Consider the following 18,197-nt stretch of genomic DNA (forward strand, 5'->3'; position numbering starts at 1 on the left):
GGTTATGGGGTGTGTTTCTTTGCTGGGCGACCCTGCGCGTGTCCGCGACTGTTAATCTCAAGGGATGCAGCCGCCTTGGACCTCCGATGGACCCGACCTCGTTGTTCACGGCGATAACTTGCCTGTGATCAGCACTTTGCCCGACGAAAGCTTTCGGTTGATCTATATCGACCCCCCGTTCAATACGGGCCGAACGCAGCGTCGCCAAGCGCTGACCACGCAACGATCGACCGAAGGAACGCGCGTCGGCTTCGGGGGCAACAATTACGACACGATCAAGGGAGTGCTCTACTCCTACGACGACACCTTCGCCGATTATTGGGAATTCCTCGAGCCGCGGCTGCAGGAAGCGTGGCGCTTGCTCGACGACCGCGGCACCCTGTACCTCCATCTCGACTACCGCGAAGTGCACTACGCCAAAGTCGCTCTCGACGCCCTCTTTGGGCGCGAAAGCTTCCTCAACGAGATCATCTGGGCCTACGACTACGGCGCCCGTGCGACCAAGAAATGGCCATCGAAGCACGACACGATTCTTGTCTATGTGAAGAACCCCAAGAACTACTACTTCAATAACGAAGAAGTCGACCGCGAGCCCTACATGGCGCCCGGTCTGGTCACCGCTGAGAAGGCCGCCCGCGGAAAATTGCCGACGGATGTCTGGTGGCACACCATCGTGTCCCCCACCGGCAAAGAGAAAACGGGCTATGCCACGCAGAAGCCAGAAGGCATTCTGCGACGCATTGTTCAGGCATCCAGCCAGCCCGGCGATTGGGTACTCGACTTCTTTGCCGGCAGCGGCACCACCGGCGCTGTCGCTCAAGCGCTCAAACGTCGCGTCGTGCTCGTCGAGCAGAATCCCGACGCGATCGCCATCATCACCAAACGGCTATCGGACGAGACCGCATTCGCTAACATGAGCGCATGAGGAATCGTGACGAAATCGAATGCTGGCTCACCGACATGGATGGTGTTCTCGTTCATGAGAACCACCCCGTTCCCGGTGCCGCAGAGTTGTTGCAGCAGTGGCGTGACGAAAAGAAGCCGTACCTGGTACTCACCAATAACTCGATCTTCACCCCGCGCGACCTCAGCGCCCGCCTCAAAGCTTCCGGGCTCGACGTGCCCGAGTCAGCCATCTGGACCTCGGCGCTCGCCACGGCAGACTTCCTGAGGCAGCAGATTCCGGGCGGCAGCGCCTTCGTCATCGGTGAGGCTGGCATCACGACTGCGCTTCACGAGGCCGGTTTCATCATGACTGAGACCAACCCCGACTACGTCGTAATTGGTGAGACGCGCAACTACTCATTCGAAGCCATCACGAAGGCCATTCGCCTCATTGGCAACGGTAGCCGCTTCATTGTGACCAACCCGGATGCCACGGGCCCGAGCGCAGACGGCCCTCTGCCCGCCACGGGCGCAGTCGCCGCTCTCATCACCAAAGCCACTGGTCGGGAGCCGTACATCGTCGGCAAGCCCAACCCCATGATGTTCCGCTCGGCACTCAACAGAATTGGCGCCCACAGTGAGACCACCGGAATGATCGGTGACCGCATGGACACCGACATCGTTGCCGGCATCGAAGCGGGGCTTCACACCGTGTTGGTGCTCACGGGAATTAGCGATCAAAAAGAGATCGACCGCTATCCCTTCCGCCCGACCGAGGTTCTCGACAGCGTCGCCGACCTGCTGAACTAGGCGCCGCGCTACTCGGCTGGTGTTTGCGGTTGGGCGACGGATGCCGTGAGGGCATCGTCGCCGGTCCGCGTCGCGAAGCAGTAGTAGTCGCGGTTTCCGGCATCCCAGTCGCTCGCGTTTGCAGCGAAGCTCGCCACGATTTCGAGGTCGGCGAATGATTGTGCCGCGGCGAAGTCAATGACCGCATCCGTCGAGCAGGCTGCCGCTGTGCGCGATGCGAGCGCGTCGGCTTCGGGATACGGATCGGATGCTGCGTCATCGAACTGGCCGATAGTAAGAAGTTGGGCGGCATGTGGCTGCTCGCACTCCACCACGGTGTATTCCTGCTCCCACGCGGAGGCGAACGGATCGAGGCACTCACCACCGGCGAGCTCATTCCATTGATACGTGCCCACGGCAACCGGCCCCACGACGGGAACCGCAGCGGTCGCTGTTGCCGACGGCGTCGGGGAGGCAACGGCAGCGGGCATCACCGACGGACCGAGGCGAGTACCCGCCAAGAACAACGCCACCAAGGCGAGTGCAGCGACAAGGCCTCCGGCTATGGCCAACCCGATGAGTTGACCGCGCGGAATCGGCGGCCGAGGCGGCTGAGGCACCCGGGGCCGCGAAATGACCGCTGGCACCTGTGCGACGAGCGCCTGATCTTCGTACTCCACGAATTTGTCTTCACCGAAGAGGTCGCTGACGGCATCGTGCTCGACGGATTCCGACTCTGCCGAGATGCCCCCGAGCGACTGTGCGCCCAACAATTCGGTCGCGCCCTCAAGAGAGTCGTCAACCGAAGCCGGAAGTTGAGCCTGCCGCCGAGTCGCGACATCCATCGCAGCTGTTGGCAGGTCAGCGGAATTGATCGCGGCCGTCGGCAGGTCGGCGATATCCATCGCGCCAGTGGGGAGGTCAGAAATGTCCATTGCCCCGGTCGGGAGATCGGAGATGTCGAGAGCTCCCGTGGGCAGGTCAGAAATATCGAAAACACCAGTGGGCAGATCGGCGACATTGATCGCTTCTGTCGGTGGTGGCTCAACGAGCGGCTCGCGCGGCGGCACCGCCGGTTGGGCTGGCTGAGCCGGTTGGGCTGGCTGGGCTGCGGCAGGCGGCGCGGCAGGTGATGCCGGCGGCTGGGCCGCAGCGGTTTCGCCGGGTAGTGGCGGAAGCGTCAGGAGCCCCGGAATCTCTGGAGTTGCCGGAGGCGCTGGCGGAGTGCCGGGTGGCGGCGTCAGCGGGGGAAGCGGAACCTCGAGCGCGGTTGGCTGAGGAACCGTGGGGACAACGAAGGGTTGGGGGCGTTCTGGAGCGGGAGCGTTCGCAGAAACCCCGGGAGTTTCAGGCTGTTCGGGCTCGGTCGGCGTTGCGGCGTCGGCAGGCACGGCGGGCTCCGCCGGTGTTGCGCGGGCTGGTTTGTGCGGCGCTTCGGGCTCGGTCGGAGTGAGTCCCCAGTTGAAGGAGGACTCGCGAGGTTCCTGGTTGTCACCAGCGCCCGAGCCGTTGTCGCCAGAGGTCACGGAGTAAGCCCCAAATCACCAAGCCCGATCGCTGAAAAGTAGGGGTAGCCGGCGGCCTCGATGCGCTCCTTGGCGCCAGTGTCACGATCGACAACGACAGCAACGCCGGCAATGATCGCGCCGACCTTCTCGAGCGCCTCGATAGCGGCAAGCGGTGAACCGCCGGTCGTTGAGGTGTCTTCGAGAACAATGACGCGCTTGCCCTCGAGCTCAGGCCCTTCGACCTGACGACCACGGCCGTGATCCTTGGGCTCCTTGCGCACGACGAAAGCGTCGTAGGTGAGGCCGCGCGCCGCACCCTGGTGAAGAATCGCGGCGGCGATCGGGTCGGCCCCCATCGTCATCCCTCCGACAGCAACGATGTCTGGCACATCGGCGATGAGGTCAATCATGACCTGACCGATGAGCGGAGCGACGCGGTGGTCGAGGCTTACGCGACGCATGTCGACGTAGTAGGTGGCCTTCTTTCCGCTCGTCAGAGTGAAATCACCGTGGAACACGGCATCGGCGGAAATGTGCTCAATGAGCTGTTGCTTGGCGTCGGTCACGAGTACAGAATACCCATTGTCGCGGACCTCCTAGAGGATGGTCTCGCCGAAAACCAGCAAAGCACCCGAGATGGTGACGCCCACGAAGCCCAAGATGGCGACGATTGTCGCGTTGCGGCGGTCGAGACGGTCAGCCTTTGCCGCAGCTTCGTCGAGAAGGATATCTTGCTGCATACGATGACTTTACGGGGCGGGGCCGCCCCTGTCGTCGCCCAATGCGGGGGTAGACCTATTACCGTTGAAGCATGCTCATTGCCACCTGGAACGTGAACTCCATCAGAACCCGAGTCAGCCGCGTCGTTGACTGGCTGCTCCGCGAAGATATTGACGTGCTGGCGATGCAAGAAATCAAGTGCAAGCCCGAGCAATTTCCTCTCGAAGCGTTCACCGAGGCGGGCTACGAGGTCGAACTTCACGGCCTCAACCAGTGGAATGGCGTGGCCTTCGCGAGCCGCCTTCCCATGGAGGATGTCTCGGTCGGCTTCGAGACCCAGCCAGGGTTCGGCAAAGCGCTCGATGACGGCACAGTGCCGATCGAAGCGCGCGCTCTTGGTGTCACCGTTGAGGGCGCCCGGCTGTGGAGCCTCTACGTGCCCAATGGCCGCGAGCTCGACAACCCGCACTACCCGTACAAGCTCGAGTGGCTCGCCAACCTCAAGACGCAAGCTGCTCAATGGATGCGCGACAATCCGGAACAGCCCCTCGCCCTGATGGGTGATTTCAACATTGCCCCCTTCGATCACGACGTCTGGGACATCGCAGCCTTCGAGGGCAAGACTCACGTGAGCGACGCCGAACGCGCAGCCTTCCGGGCCTTTGAAGAGGCAGGGATGATCGATACTCTCCGCAGCCGCAACATCGAGGGTTATACCTACTGGGACTACCAGCGCCTGCGGTTCCCTCGCGATGAGGGAATGCGCATCGACTTCGTGCTCGGTTCGCCCGCATTCGACGAACTCGTGACGGGCGCATCGATTGACCGCGAAGAGCGCAAGGGCGATGGCCCAAGCGACCACGTTCCCGTCGTCGTCGAACTCGCGATCGACACCGAGAACGACGACGATCGGCCCATGTTCCTCTAAGCAGTTCGTCTCAGCGGTTGCCTTAGCGGTTGCCTAAGCGCGCGGGTTAGCCGGCGTCAGGCTCCGACCGAGACACCTCGAGGCCTTCGCCGTTCTCGGCGAGCCCCACGAGCACGGTGTCACCATCGCGAATCTCGCCAGCGAGCAACGCCTTGGCGAGCTTGTCGTCGATCTCGCGCTGCATGAGTCGGCGGAGCGGTCGTGCGCCGTAGATGGGGTCGTAGCCACGCTCCGAAAGCCAGGTGCGAGCATCCGGGGTCACAGCCAGCTGCAGGCGACGATCGGTGAGGCGCTTGCCCAAACGGTCGATGTCGAGCTCAACGATCTGGCTGAGGTCGTCGGTCGAGAGCGGCTGGAACACCACGATGTCGTCGAGACGGTTGATGAACTCCGGCTTGAACGACTTGCGCACAAGGTCGTCAACGGCGGCCTTGCGGGCATCCCACGGCAGCTCTTGGTCAGTGATGAACTGGCTGCCCAAGTTGCTGGTGAGAATCAGGATGACGTTGCGGAAGTCGACAGTGCGGCCCTGGCCATCGGTGAGACGACCATCATCGAGCACCTGCAGGAGAATGTCGAAGACCTCAGGGTGCGCCTTTTCGACCTCGTCGAGCAGGATCACCGAGTAGGGGCGACGGCGAACAGCCTCGGTCAGCTGACCGCCCTGTTCGAATCCGATGTAGCCGGGAGGGGCACCGACGAGGCGCGAGACGGAGAACTTCTCTCCGTACTCGCTCATGTCGATGCGCACGAGAGCTTTCTCGTCGTTGAAGAGGTATTGCGCGAGCGCCTTCGCGAGTTCGGTCTTTCCGACGCCGGTGGGGCCGAGGAAGAGGAACGAGCCGGTGGGGCGGTCGGGGTCGGAGATTCCGGCCCGCGTGCGGCGAACCGCTTCGGAGACCGCTTGCACGGCTTCCTTTTGACCGATGAGACGCTTGCCGAGTTCCGCTTCGAGGTGCAAGAGCTTCTCAGTCTCGCCCTCGGTGAGGCGATCGACAGGGATGCCCGTCCACGCGGCCACAACGGCAGCAATGTCTTCTTCGGTCACCTGGTCATTGACCATACGGGGGCCGGTTGGCTCGTTGCTTTCGGCGGTGACGAGGGCGCGTTGGATTGATGGGATCGTCTCGTACTCGAGCTTCGACACCTTTTGGTAATCGCCGTCACGCATCGCGCGCTCGGAGGCAATACGAGCATCGTTGAGGCGAGTCTTCAGCTCACCGACGTCGGTCAGGCTCGCCTTCTCGAGCTTCCAGCGCCCTTCCAACTCGTTCAGCAACTTGCTCTGGCTGGCGAGATCTTCGCGGAGTTTCGCGAGTCGCGCCTTCGAGGCCTCGTCTTTCTCCTTCTTGAGTGCATGCTCTTCGATGCGCAGGCGGTCAACAGCACGCTTGAGCTTGTCGATTTCAACGGGCGAGGAATCGATCTCCATCTTGAGGTGGCTTGCCGCCTCGTCGATGAGGTCGATCGCCTTATCGGGCAGTTTGCGGCCCGAGATGTAGCGATTGCTGAGTGCTGCGGCGGCCACCAGCGCGGAGTCCGCGATGGTCACCTTGTGGTGAGCTTCGTAACGCTCCTTGAGGCCACGCAAAATCGCGACGGTGTCTTCGACAGAAGGTTCGCCGACGAATACTTGCTGGAAGCGGCGCTCAAGCGCGGCATCCTTCTCGATGTATTGGCGATACTCGTCGAGCGTTGTGGCACCGATCAGTCGCAGTTCACCACGGGCCAACATGGGCTTGAGCATGTTGGATGCCGCGACCGAACCGTCGCCACCGCCAGCGCCCATCAGGGTGTGAAGTTCGTCAATGAACGTGATGACTTGGCCGTCGGAGTCTTTGATCTCTTTCAGCACGGCCTTGAGGCGCTCTTCGAACTCGCCGCGGTACTTGGCACCGGCGACGAGGGCAGCGAGGTCGAGGGAGATGAGCTGCTTGTCTTTGAGGGAGTCGGCAACGTCGCCGGCGATGATGCGCTGAGCGAGGCCTTCAACAACAGCCGTCTTTCCGACACCGGGCTCACCAATGAGTACAGGGTTGTTCTTCGTGCGTCGCGTCAGCACTTGACTGACACGACGAATTTCGGCGTCACGTCCGATCACGGGGTCGAGCTTGCCACTGCGTGCAATCTCGGTGAGATTTACCCCGTACTTTTCGAGAGCACTTTTTTGCTCTTCATCGGTACTTGGGGCACCCTGCATGTTCGCCATTTACAAACCCTCCACAAACTTGAGTTGAGATGACTCAACTTTATACCCGCGCGGTCACTCGTGGCTAGGTGAATGCTGTGTACTTCGAGAGATTGGCCATCAGATGAGAGACTTTTCTAGTGAACGCCGATTCCCGAGACGATCTCCACTCCTTTCAAGTGAACCTCACGGGAGTCGTTGACCTCCTGAGCAAGCACATCTACTCCAGCCCGCGGGTCTATCTGCGCGAGCTTCTGCAGAACGGGCGCGACGCCCTGGCGGCGCGGGTTGAGCTCGAAGGACAAGACCCGAGCCGCGGCATCCGCATCACTCCCCTCAGCGAGCACAACGACACATTCCAGTTTCAGGATGACGGCATCGGGCTCACCGCCGACGAAATGACCGAGCTGCTCTCGACCGTCGGGCGCTCCTCGAAACGCGACATCTTCGATCTGCCCCGCAGCGACTACCTTGGGCAGTTCGGCATCGGATTATTGAGCTGCTTCATGGTGGCCGACCAGATTGTGATCCAGTCACGCTCCGCTCGCGGCTCAGCCCCAGTGGAGTGGATTGGCAATAGCGACGGCACGTTCAGCGTGCGCGAGCTGGAGGGCGACCTGCCCATCGGCACCACCGTCTCGCTCAAGCCGCGCTTTGATCAGCACGACTTGCTCAGCACTTCGACGGTGCTCGCCCTGGCTAAGACCTTCGCCGAGTTTCTGCCGGTGGGGGTTCGCGTTGATCTCCCCGGCGGCGGCGGCAGCGAGACCGTCACGCACGATGCCCCGTTCCTCGATGCACACACGGCTACGGCATCCGAGCTGCTGACCTACGGTCGCGAGTTGCTCGGCGTAGATCCCTTTGCCGCTATTCCGTTGAGTGTGCCCGGCACCAACACCACAGGCGTCGCCTATGTGCTGCCCAGTTCGCCGCCGCCCGGAGCCCGCCAAGCGAACCGCGTTTACCTCGGCCGCATGCTGCTGAGCGAAAACGTGGATGCACTGCTGCCCGATTGGGCGTTCTTTGTGCGCGTCGTGCTGAACAGCACCTCGCTCACCCCGACGGCAAGCCGCGAATCGCTCGTGGACGACGACATCCTCGAGCACACGAGGGCGGCAATCGGCACGACGCTGCGGCAGTGGGTGCTCGAAATGGCGGCGCGGCATCCGGCCCAGCTCAACGACTTTGTGCAGATTCATTCACTCGCCCTCAAGTCGCTCGTGATCCACGACGAAGAACTCGCGAAGTTCATCACTCCGTGGCTGAGCGTCGAAACCACACTCGGGCGCATGACGATCGAGAGCCTTACGCGGGATCACACGCAGTTGCGCTACGCCGAAACGGTGGATGAATTTCGGCAGATCGCAAGCATCGCGAGCCCCGACCGGCCGGTGATCAACGGTGGCTATATTTACGACACCGAGATCGCCCGCCTGCTCCCCACGCTCGTCGACGGTCTCACCGTCGACCGCGTGAGCGTGCTCGACGAACTCGACTTTCTCGAGGTGCCACCGCTTGACGCACGCAGCCTTGTCGCGAAGCTCGAAGACCGCGCCAGCGCTGTGCTCGCGGATGCCGGCTGCGCTGTGATTGTGCGCGGCGTTCCCGCCACCGACGTCACGGGCCTCTACCTCGCCGACCCCGAAGTCTTGCGCTCCATCGACCGTCGGGCGGCCCGCGAAATCAGTCGCCCCGGGCTGTGGAAAGACGTGCTCGGCAAAATGGATGCGTTTGCCGAGGAGCGACTTGCCAGCGACGGCACCAGCAAATCCCTCGCTCGCCTGTGCCTCAACTGGAACAACCCCGTCGTCGTCACCCTCTCCACCCTGAGTGATGACGCCGTCTTCTCCCGCACCATCGAACTGCTCTACGTTCAAGCCCTGCTCACCAGCCAACGCCCCCTCAGCGTGCGCGACCGCGCCATGATGACCAATTCCATGTCAGATCTGATCGCCATGAGTGTCGCACTCGGTGATTCCCTCCCAGAAAGTTCTTCCCTATGAGCGTCGCCCGCATCACCGAACTGTTCAGCGAGATCGACACGATGGCCTTCGGCCCCGAGGAACGAGCTCGCGTCGATGAGGCGATTGCGCTCGCGGTCGAACTCGGCGACGAAGAGTTGGAGTACCGAGCGCGCATTCGGCTGACGGCATCCGCCAATCAGCTTGGCGACACCGAAGCTCTGCTCTCCTCATTCGCGTGGTGCCTCGCCAAGCACGACGCTGACCCCGTGCGCTTTCCCGACGACGTGGTCGAAGGCGGTGCCGGGCTCATGTGGCAGTTCAAGTGGATCGCCACGACCCTCGCGAGCTCACCCATCTTCGGCACCGACGACATCTCCGGCGCTCTCGCCGACATGGAGAGCCACTACCGCGACGCCGGAATCGGCCAGAGCGGCGTGCTGACCTCCCAGTTCGCCACGGCCTGGCGTCTCGGCCAGCTCGACCGCGCCGAAGAATTGCGCGCCCAACTCGCCGTGACGCCCCGCGACGATTACAGCCACTGTGACGCCTGTGTGCGCAGCGATGCCAGCGGCTTCCTCACAGAAACCGGGCGCGACGCCGAAGCCATCGTGCTCTTCGACGAACTCATCGAAGGCGGCTACAGCTGCGGCGATGAGCCAGAAGCCGCCCTCTCGCGCGCCCTGCTCCCCTACCTGCGCGCCGGCCGCCTCGATGACGCTCGCGCCGCCCACTTTCGCAGCTACAACCTCGCGCGCGACAACGCCGACAACCTCAGCATCATCGCCAATCACTTCATCTTCTGCGCCGTCACCGGCAATGAGGCCCGCGGCCTGGCCATGCTCGAACGCCACCTCTCGTGGTTTGTGCATGACCAGCTCAACGCCGACGGCCAGTTTTCCGGTCTCGTTGCGGCCGGCGTGCTGCTCGACGCAGTGACCGCCGCCGGCTTCGGCGAGCAAGTTGTTCGCGGCGCCGAAAACAACGAACTCACGGCGCTCTTCGGAGAGCACGACGGCACCTGGACCGCCGAAGAACTTGCCACCGCCACGTGGGCTGCCGCGCGCCGGATTGGCGACCAGTTCGACGAACGCGCCGACAATAACTACCGCGCCACGCGCATCCAGAAGGCCAAGAATCTCGCTAACGAGAACTACCCCCTCAGCCTCACGAGTGAAACTCTTGCCGCCCCCACTCCCGCCGACGCCGAACCGACGGATGCCGCCGGCTGGCTGCTGCGAGCAGAAGAGCTGACCGCAATGGGTTGGCTTCCCACCGCGTTGCCCGCCGCGCGTAAGGCTGCGGAATTGGCAACGGGCACGGAGCGCACGGCTGCCCTCAGCACGTTGGTTGCTGGACTGGTGGCTACCGGCGATCTTGCTGCAGCCGAGGCTGCTCTCGCCGAACGCATCCCGGCTCTCCGCGAGCACGGCAACGAGGCGCAAGCGTCGCTCGAAGAGTTGCTCGGCCTTTCTCTGTTTGGTCGCGCCGAGCAAGACGATTTCGACAAGCTCAGCGTCGCTGTTGGCGTCTCGGAGGAGTTAGCTCCCGCCCAGATCGCCGACATCGAGCTCTCACTGCTAAGCGTGCTGCTGCGCGGCGAGGAGCCCGATCTCGAGGCTGTGACGAAGCTTGCGGCGAGTGCGCTCGTGCACGCCGAGGCTGGCGAGATGCCCCTGCTGCGCGCCCACGCGCTGCGGTATCTTTCCGACCTGGCGGCCACCGCTGGCGACACTGATCGCGCACTCGCGCACCTTGATGATCTGCTGGGGGCGACATCCAACCGCGGTGTTTTGGCCCACGCTCACGCGCTTCGTGCCCGCATTTTGGGCAGTGGCGGCCAGTTCGCTGCGGGTGCCGCCAGCGCGGACGCGGCCGCTGAATGCGCCAATGCAATCGATGCTGCTGGCCCGCTGCACGACACCACCATTCTGGCTGGACGCCTCTATGACGAAGCCGAACAGTTTACGGATGCCGCTGGTCGCTTCCGTCTCGGAATCCGCTACGCCGAACGCCTCGAGATCGAGACCGTAGGGGCACGCTACGCCCTCGGCCGAGCGCTCGTGCGCGGCGGAGAGTCAGCGGAAGCCATCGAGCTTTTGCTCTCGCTGTTCGAAGAAGAGACTGCCGCGGAAGCCGCTCCTGGCAGCCGCGGCGAAACTCTGTTTTGGCTCGGGCACGGTTTCGCTGACTCTGGTGAACCGGGTTCTGCTGTTGGCACCTGGGAGACCGCGACGGAGCTGTACCTCGAGTCCGGAGACACCCAGAGCGCAGCACGCACTCTTGCTGACAGCGCGAGTCTGCACGCGCAACACGACGACCACGAGACGGCCGCAACATTGCTCGAGAATGCTGTGACGCATGCTCGCGCCACACCCGACGACCTCAACCTGCTCGTGCGCGTGCTGCACCAGTCGGGGCGCGCTCAAGCCGAAGCGGGCAACGCCGCCGGCCTTGAGGCACTGGATGAGGTGCTGGCGTTGGCCGCCGAACACAACGCCGACTGGTTGCATGCCGACGTGACCGACTCGAAGGCGCGCGCTCTCGCGAGCCTCGGAAAGCCGAAGGAGTCGGTGGCACTGGCACTCACGGCAGCGGATGAATACCGCGCGGCGGGAGATCCTGTTGCGGGCGCGAACTGCGAACGCTTCGTTGCCAACGTCTTAGCCGGCGAGGGCCGCCATGACGAAGCTGTGGCGGTGCTGCAATCAGTGATGGAGCAGGCCGCCGACCACGAACGACTGCGTCAGATCACCGCGTTCGACCTGGCCGAAAGCCTCGACAAGCTCGGACGGACTTCGGATGCTGCTGCCGCTCGGGCGATTGCGGAGAGCGCATAGCGCATTCAGCCGGGACGCCCTGACTAAGGTCGCACGCAAAGGCCCCGGTCGCGACTGCTCAGTGCAGTGCGGCCGGGGCCTTTTTACGCGGTAATTACGGGCGCTTGACCAACTTGCGGTTCATGAACTCGTCGATGCCGTGCGAACCAAGTTCGCGACCGGTGCCGGAGTTCTTGACTCCACCGAAAGGCAGCTCGGGAGCATCCGCGCCGACCTCGTTGATGTAAACCATGCCCGCGTCGATGCCGTCAGCGATGCGGTCGGCCTGCTCGGCATCCGTCGTGAAGACGTAGGAACCGAGGCCGAACGGCGTCGCGTTGGCGAGCACGATGGCTTCTTCTTCGCTGGCGACACGGTGCAGTTGAGCAACCGGTCCGAAGAACTCGACCGTGTAGGCGGGGTTCTCGGGGCTGATGTTTTCGAGCACGGCTGGCGCAAACTTGGTGCCGTCGCGCTTGCCGGTTCCGACGCGCAAGGTGGCGCCGGCAGCCACTGCTTCTGCGACCTGCTCTTCGAGGTTTTCGGCGGCGGCTACGGAACACAGTGGTCCGAGCTCGGTGCCCTCATCCATGGGGTCACCGACCGTGATGGCGCCCATCGCCGCGCTGAACTTCTCGGCGAATTCTTCGTAGAGCGAGTCGATGATGACGAAGCGCTTGGCGCCATTGCAGGCCTGGCCGTTGTTGTCGACGCGAGCCGCCACTGCGGCCTCGACTGTGGCATCCATGTTGTCAGTCGACATGAGGATGAACGGGTCGGAGCCACCCAGTTCGAGCACGCTCTTCTTGAGGTTGGTTCCGGCCGCAGCACCGACGATCGCGCCGGCACGCTCGGAGCCCGTGAGCGAGACTCCCTGGATGCGGGGGTCGTCGATCATCGCAGCGATTTGGTCATTATCGGCGAGCACATTTTGGTAGCCTCCGATCGGCAAACCGGCCTCGTGAATGAGGGCTTCAAGTGCCGCCGATGACTCGGGGCACTGCTGCGCTGGCTTGACCAAAACGGGGTTGCCGAGAACGATGCTCGGGCCGGCGAAACGAGCGATCTGGTAGATCGGAAAGTTCCACGGCATGATGCCCAGAACTGGACCGATGGGGCTCTTGCGAATCCACGCAGTGCCCGATCCGGCGGGAATTTGTTCGTCGGCGAGGAACGCTTCAGCGTTGTCGGCGAAGTAGCGGAAAATGTCGGCGGAGAACTCAACTTCACCCACCGCTTGGGCCAACGGCTTGCCCATTTCGCGCACGATAATTTCGCCGAATTCGGCCGAGCGTTCGGTGAGAAGATCGGCGATACGCGTGACGATCGCTGCGCGCTCTTTTACCTGATCACGGTTCATTCCGCCGTTGTATTCAGAGTGGGCTGCGGCGACGATCTGCTCGATCACTTCGTCGCTGACAGCGGGGTGGGCCGTGCCCTCTTCGCCGGTGTAGGGATTGATCACTTGAAAGGTCTTCATGAGAGGCTCCTCGCTGCTCGAAAATGACCGGCGACGCCGCCGAGATTTGTTCGTAGGCTACAGGCGAAATCCTGAAAATTGGAAGTCAGAGTTTTTGCGAGCCGATTCTCAATGCGGCTACGAGCCGGTTTCACCGAGGTCGATCGCAGCCAACATCGCCCACAACTCGGCACGGCCCTGGAAGGTGTCGAGACTCAAATTGGTGAGGTCGGCGAGCCGCTGCATCCGCGACTTCAGACCGTGCCGATGGATGCCCAACTCGCGTGCCGCGGGATCCCACTGACCGTTGTGCCGCAGCCACACTTGCGCGGCCCGCAGCAGCGCGAGACCGTCGGCCGATTCGATGACGCTGGCGAGGCGGGCGTGAGCGATATCGGCCACCGAACTCGACGCCAGCAACCCGAAAAAGCTCTCGCCCACGAGGCTGTCGAATTCGGTGATTGTTCCGGCCGGTGCCGCCTCAAGCGATCGCACCGCCTGAGTGATCGCGACGTTCAGCTCGCTCCACCCGAGCACCGCCGAGAGCCCGACCGTGAGTTCGTTGGCGGCAAAGAATCGTTTCTCGGCACGCAGCTGGCTCGCGTCGATCAGCACCAGCAGGTGCCGGCCATCGGCCACCGCGAAAAACGTGCTCTCGGCACGAGCGGCCCGACGCTCGAGCACATCGCGAACGCTCGCCGTGGTCTGGCTCAACTCCAACGCTGCGACCGCAAAACGTTCCGCCGGCAAATCGATGCCCGCCACCCGCACCGCACGCCGCACACTGTCGACCCGGCCATCCTTCAACAGCTGAAACAGCTGCTCCAGAATCGCCCGATGGCCCACCCGCAAATTCTCAGTCTGCTCGAGCGACACCTCGGCGAGCGCCGCCAACACCGTCATCACTGAATTGTCGAGTGCCCCAAATTCGGTGTCGCGCGACCACGCGATGGCGCCGCACAAGCGTCCGCTCGGGCCCAGCGTTTGCACCACGCGGTACTCACCCGGCAACTGCTCAACGACGCGCGCGCGACGAGCCCGACCCAGCAAGGTCGAGACCGAACTGCGGATGGCGGGGGCGGCATCCGCGGGTCGGCTGGCGGATGCACGGCCGGTGGTCGCGCGATCGGGAGTCGCGCGCGCGGCCGTGCCGCTGCTTTTCCCGCCGCGCGGAGATTCGGAGCTGTCGCTGACGAGCTCGCCGTCGGCATCAAAGATCCAGACGCCACAGTCGAGGTGCTCGGCGGCGCGGGCGGCCGCAGCAGGCAGGCGGCCTTTGCCGACGGCGGCGCTGGCGATGTCGTTTTGGGCGGCGAGGGCGCGGTCGAAGCCGGCGCGGGTTTGTTCGGCTTCGTTGTCGGCGACGAGGCGGCTGATGGCGATGAACGGGATGCGGTACGGCACTTCGAAGAGCGGGAGCCCGGCGGCAGAGCACGCGGCGACGAGGCCGGCTGGCACTCCGTGGGTAATCACTTCGGTGCCGAAACCGATCGCCGCGACGCCAGCGCTCGTGAGCCTCGCGACGTAGGAATCGAAGTCGGGCACGGCATCCGGGGCGGCGTTGTCGACGAATTGGCGCCCGGTCGTGAGCAGCAATTGGCCCTCGGTGACGAAGGGCGTTGGATCATCGAGGTCGGAGTTGTGCACCCACGTGACCGTGCGCTCGAAGGTGTCAGCGGCGGTGAGCGGACGCAGGGCGAGACGCTCAGTCGCGATCACGTCGGCGAGGGGTGTGGGCATGGCAATCCTCCTGCTGCCATTCTGTCAGTTTTTGATGCAAAGAGTGCCACTCTGTGCCTGTTGTGCCGGGCATCCGCGAACTAAATTGAACCAAACGTTTGCACGCCGCAGCTCGCCTGCACGAACGAACATCGTCTACACAGATTGGATACCGGTGGCCATGTCTACTTCGTCTTCCACCTCCACGGCTCCCGCGGCCACGGCCCCGGTTGGCGGCCCCTCGCTTCCGCAGAAGCGCAACCTCGTCACCGCGATTCCCGGGCCCCGCTCGCAGGCACTGCTCGAGCGCAAGAAGCAGGCGGTTCCTTCCGCTATCGGCATCACTCTGCCCGTCTTCGTTGAAGCTGCCGGTGGTGGCGTGCTTCTCGACGTTGATGGCAACACCCTCATCGACTTTGGATCCGGCATCGCCGTGACCGGTGTGGGCAACGCGGCACCCGCCGTTGTCGAAGCTGTCACCGCTCAGGTCGCCCAGTTCACCCACACGTGCTTCATGATCAACGGCTATGAGAGCTACGTCGAGGTCGCCGAGAAGCTCAACGAGATCACCCCCGGAACCCACCAGAAGCGCACCGCGCTTTTCAACTCAGGCTCCGAAGCTGTCGAGAACGCGATCAAGATCGCCCGCTACTTCACCGGCAAGCAGGCCGTGGTGGCCTTCGACCACGCGTACCACGGTCGCACCAACCTCACCATGGGTCTCACCGCCAAGTCGATGCCCTACAAGAGTGGCTTCGGACCCTTCGCGCCAGAGATTTACCGCGCACCGATGTCGTACCCGTTCCGCGATGGCGGAATCAGTGGTGAGGATGCCGCAGCCCGCGCCATCCTGCAGATCGAGAAGCAGATCGGCGCCAGCAACCTCGCCGCGATCATCATCGAGCCCATCCAGGGCGAGGGTGGCTTCATTGAGCCGGCCCCCGGATTCCTGCCAGCCCTCAGCGAGTGGGCCACCGCCAACAACGTCATCTTCATCGCTGACGAAGTGCAGACCGGCTTCGCTCGCACCGGAGACCTCTTCGCTTCCAACCACGAGAACCTCGTTCCCGACATCATGGTGACCGCCAAGGGCATCGCCGGCGGCCTCCCGCTCTCGGCTGTCACCGGTCGCGCGGATGTCATGGATGCCGCCCACGTCGGCGGACTCGGCGGAACCTACGGTGGAAACCCCATCGCCTGTGCCGCAGCGCTCGCGACGATCCGCACCTTCGAAGAATCGGGCGCCATTGAGCGTGCCCGTGAAATCGGAACCACCTTCCGTGGCCGCCTCAACGGACTCCGCGCCGGCGACCCCCGCATCGGAGATGTTCGTGGCCGTGGCGCCATGATCGCGATGGAACTCGTCGACCCCACCACGAAAGAGCCCGACGCCGCCCTCACGTCGAAGGTTGCGGCTGCAGCGCACGCCGCCGGTGTTGTCGTGCTGACCTGTGGAACCTATGGCAACGTCATCCGCTTCCTCCCGCCGCTCTCGATCTCTGACGAGCTCATCGCTGACGGCCTCGACGTCGTTCGCGACGCCCTCGCCAAGGCCTAGCTCGCGGCCAGCGGGCACTGGGCGCGCGCTCAGTGCCCGCCCACGCGGCGCCAAGCCGAAGTTCAGCTTGCGCTGTTTGACTGACTTGCAGATTTCCCCACCACGAAAGGTGCACACCGTATGACGAACTCCACCGAAACCCAGCTTCTGGAAGCCGTGCCGAACCAACTCTTCATCGGCGGTGAGTGGGTTGCCGCAACAGGCAGCAAGACACTCGACGTGACTGACCCGGCTACCGGCAAGGTCATCCGCACCATTTCGGATGCCTCGGCAGAAGACGGCATGCGCGCCCTCGACGCCGCTGTGGCCGCTCAGGATTCCTGGGCCGCGACACCTGCTCGCGAACGTGGCGAGATTCTGCGTCGCACCTTCGACCTCGTGCAGGAGCACCGCGACGAGATCGCCCTGCTCATGACGCTCGAGATGGGCAAGCCGCTTGCCGAGGCCAACGGTGAAGTCACCTACGGTGGCGAGTTCTTGCGCTGGTTCAGTGAAGAGGCCGTGCGCATCTCGGGTCGCTTCGGCAACACCCCTGAGGGCACCGGTCGCATGATCGTCTCGCAGCGTCCGGTTGGTCCGTGCTTCCTTATTACGCCGTGGAACTTCCCGCTCGCGATGGCGACCCGCAAGATTGCACCCGCGCTGGCGGCCGGCTGCACGGTCGTAGTGAAGCCCGCAGCGCTCACTCCTCTCAGCACCCTGTTCTTGGCGAAGCTCTTCGAAGAGGCTGGCCTGCCCGCTGGCGTTCTCAACATCGTCACGACCTCGAGCTCCTCCGAAGTGTCGGAGCCGATCATCGCGGACTCTCGCCTGCGCAAGCTCTCGTTCACCGGCTCCACCCCGGTCGGCAAGGCCCTCATCAAGCAGGCCTCCGAAAACGTTTTGCGCACCTCTATGGAACTCGGCGGCAACGCCCCGTTCGTTGTCTTCGACGACGCGGACCTCGACAAGGCTGTAGACGGCGCGATTGCGGCCAAGTTCCGCAACATCGGCCAGGCCTGCACCGCCGCCAACCGCTTCATCGTGCACAGCTCAGTTGCTGTCGAGTTCGCCGACAAGATTGCCGCTCGCGTCGCCGACATGAAGATCGGTCGCGGCACCGAAGACGGCGTCAACATTGGCCCGCTCATCAACGACAAGGCTGTCGACAAGGCCGACGAACTGGTGCAGGATGCCGTGAAGCGCGGCGCGACCCTCGTCGCCGGCGGCAAGCGCGTTGACGGCGATGGAAGCTTCTATGAGCCCACGATCGTGTCGAGCGTTCCCGCCGACAGCGACATCCTGCGTGAAGAAATCTTCGGACCGGTTGTCTCGATCGTGGAGTTCACCGACGAAGCCGAAGGCGTACGCCTCGCGAACGACACCGAGTATGGTCTCGTCTCGTATGTGTTCACCGAAAGCCTTGCCCGTGGAAACCGGATGATCGATGCCCTCGACACCGGAATGATGGGCCTCAACGTTGGCGTGCTTTCCAACGCAGCCGCCCCCTTCGGCGGAGTCAAGCAGTCCGGCATCGGTCGCGAAGGCGGCTCGGAAGGCATCCACGAGTACCTCTCTACTAAGTACACGCTCGTACCCAATAGCTAATGTGCAACTGCATCCCGTCGGCGCATATAGAGGAATGCCCTCTGTGTATTGACGAGCCCCACATCACGCGCGGCTA

Annotated in this window: 13 protein-coding genes; 7 read left to right on the forward strand and 6 right to left on the reverse strand. The window is 63.5% G+C overall.

Features of this window, described 5'->3' with window-relative positions:
• Positions 1-64: 64 nt before the first annotated feature.
• Positions 65-925, forward strand: coding sequence for a site-specific DNA-methyltransferase (locus I6E52_RS07590; RefSeq protein ID WP_197155975.1), 861 nt, complete (start codon positions 65-67; stop codon positions 923-925).
• Entirely contained in the window at positions 922-1,695 is a 774-nt protein-coding gene (locus tag I6E52_RS07595) for an HAD-IIA family hydrolase (RefSeq protein WP_197155978.1), read from the forward strand. Before I6E52_RS07590 ends, I6E52_RS07595 begins: the two co-directional genes overlap by 4 nt.
• A gap of 8 nt (positions 1,696-1,703) precedes the next feature.
• Here the strand turns inward: I6E52_RS07595 and I6E52_RS07600 are convergent, their stop codons facing one another.
• Genes I6E52_RS07600 through I6E52_RS07610 form a run of 3 tightly spaced genes read right to left on the reverse strand, consistent with a single transcriptional unit; the run spans position 1,704 to position 3,922 of the window.
• On the reverse strand, positions 1,704-3,200 hold the full coding sequence (locus tag I6E52_RS07600; RefSeq protein WP_307842440.1) for a septum formation family protein: 1,497 nt from the start codon (positions 3,198-3,200) through the stop codon (positions 1,704-1,706).
• Positions 3,197-3,748 carry an orotate phosphoribosyltransferase gene (gene pyrE, locus I6E52_RS07605; RefSeq protein WP_197106708.1) on the reverse strand — a complete coding sequence of 184 codons (552 nt, stop codon included), beginning with the start codon at positions 3,746-3,748 and terminating at the stop codon, positions 3,197-3,199. The genes I6E52_RS07600 and pyrE overlap by 4 nt, the downstream gene beginning before the upstream one ends.
• A gap of 30 nt (positions 3,749-3,778) precedes the next feature.
• Entirely contained in the window at positions 3,779-3,922 is a 144-nt protein-coding gene (locus I6E52_RS07610) for a hypothetical protein (protein ID WP_197106709.1), read from the reverse strand.
• Between the two features lie 71 nt (positions 3,923-3,993).
• Here I6E52_RS07610 and I6E52_RS07615 point away from each other — a divergent pair, with 71 nt between their 5' ends.
• A complete protein-coding gene (locus I6E52_RS07615; RefSeq protein WP_197106710.1) occupies positions 3,994-4,830 on the forward strand; it encodes an exodeoxyribonuclease III in 837 nt (278 codons plus the stop codon).
• A 46-nt stretch (positions 4,831-4,876) separates the two neighbouring features.
• Here the strand turns inward: I6E52_RS07615 and I6E52_RS07620 are convergent, their stop codons facing one another.
• Positions 4,877-7,039, reverse strand: a complete 2,163-nt coding sequence (locus I6E52_RS07620; RefSeq protein ID WP_197106711.1) for an ATP-dependent Clp protease ATP-binding subunit — start codon at positions 7,037-7,039, stop codon at positions 4,877-4,879.
• Positions 7,040-7,158: 119 nt separating this feature from the next.
• Between I6E52_RS07620 and I6E52_RS07625 the strand changes: the two genes are divergently transcribed.
• Both I6E52_RS07625 and I6E52_RS07630 read left to right on the forward strand, forming a co-directional pair.
• The gene (locus I6E52_RS07625; protein WP_197155981.1) at positions 7,159-9,021 is read left to right on the forward strand and encodes an HSP90 family protein; all 1,863 of its coding nucleotides are present in this window, start codon (positions 7,159-7,161) and stop codon (positions 9,019-9,021) included.
• A complete protein-coding gene (locus I6E52_RS07630) occupies positions 9,018-11,819 on the forward strand; it encodes a hypothetical protein (RefSeq protein WP_197155983.1) in 2,802 nt (933 codons plus the stop codon). The genes I6E52_RS07625 and I6E52_RS07630 overlap by 4 nt, the downstream gene beginning before the upstream one ends.
• Positions 11,820-11,913: 94 nt before the next feature.
• On the opposite strand, the gene I6E52_RS07635 is transcribed toward I6E52_RS07630, so the two are convergent.
• Together I6E52_RS07635 and I6E52_RS07640 are read right to left on the reverse strand one after the other, a co-directional pair.
• Positions 11,914-13,278 carry an NAD-dependent succinate-semialdehyde dehydrogenase gene (locus I6E52_RS07635; protein ID WP_197155986.1) on the reverse strand — a complete coding sequence of 455 codons (1,365 nt, stop codon included), beginning with the start codon at positions 13,276-13,278 and terminating at the stop codon, positions 11,914-11,916.
• Positions 13,279-13,395: 117 nt separating this feature from the next.
• Positions 13,396-14,997, reverse strand: coding sequence for a PucR family transcriptional regulator (locus I6E52_RS07640; RefSeq protein ID WP_197155988.1), 1,602 nt, complete (start codon positions 14,995-14,997; stop codon positions 13,396-13,398).
• Positions 14,998-15,157: 160 nt separating this feature from the next.
• Between I6E52_RS07640 and gabT the strand changes: the two genes are divergently transcribed.
• Together gabT and I6E52_RS07650 are read left to right on the forward strand one after the other, a co-directional pair.
• Positions 15,158-16,534: a 4-aminobutyrate--2-oxoglutarate transaminase gene (gene gabT / locus I6E52_RS07645; RefSeq protein WP_197155992.1), complete on the forward strand. Its 1,377-nt coding sequence runs from the start codon at positions 15,158-15,160 to the stop codon at positions 16,532-16,534.
• Positions 16,535-16,654: 120 nt separating this feature from the next.
• Positions 16,655-18,121, forward strand: a complete 1,467-nt coding sequence (locus I6E52_RS07650) for an NAD-dependent succinate-semialdehyde dehydrogenase (protein ID WP_197155995.1) — start codon at positions 16,655-16,657, stop codon at positions 18,119-18,121.
• Positions 18,122-18,197: the final 76 nt, after the last annotated feature.

Source organism: Salinibacterium sp. NG253 (assembly GCF_015864945.1).
Classification (GTDB): Bacteria; Actinomycetota; Actinomycetes; order Actinomycetales; family Microbacteriaceae; genus Rhodoglobus.

Excerpts from the sequence above, each read along its gene's own strand:
- I6E52_RS07640 (WP_197155988.1), bottom strand. The coding sequence starts at position 14,997 with ATGCCCACACCCCTCGCCGACGTGATCGCGACTGAGCGTCTCGCCCTG.
- I6E52_RS07595 (WP_197155978.1), top strand. The coding sequence starts at position 922 with ATGAGGAATCGTGACGAAATCGAATGCTGGCTCACCGACATGGATGGT.
- I6E52_RS07630 (WP_197155983.1), top strand. The coding sequence starts at position 9,018 with ATGAGCGTCGCCCGCATCACCGAACTGTTCAGCGAGATCGACACGATG.
- I6E52_RS07610 (WP_197106709.1), bottom strand. The coding sequence starts at position 3,922 with ATGCAGCAAGATATCCTTCTCGACGAAGCTGCGGCAAAGGCTGACCGT.
- I6E52_RS07620 (WP_197106711.1), bottom strand. The coding sequence starts at position 7,039 with ATGGCGAACATGCAGGGTGCCCCAAGTACCGATGAAGAGCAAAAAAGT.
- gabT (WP_197155992.1), top strand. The coding sequence starts at position 15,158 with ATGTCTACTTCGTCTTCCACCTCCACGGCTCCCGCGGCCACGGCCCCG.
- I6E52_RS07635 (WP_197155986.1), bottom strand. The coding sequence starts at position 13,278 with ATGAAGACCTTTCAAGTGATCAATCCCTACACCGGCGAAGAGGGCACG.
- I6E52_RS07615 (WP_197106710.1), top strand. The coding sequence starts at position 3,994 with ATGCTCATTGCCACCTGGAACGTGAACTCCATCAGAACCCGAGTCAGC.
- I6E52_RS07650 (WP_197155995.1), top strand. The coding sequence starts at position 16,655 with ATGACGAACTCCACCGAAACCCAGCTTCTGGAAGCCGTGCCGAACCAA.
- I6E52_RS07590 (WP_197155975.1), top strand. The coding sequence starts at position 65 with ATGCAGCCGCCTTGGACCTCCGATGGACCCGACCTCGTTGTTCACGGC.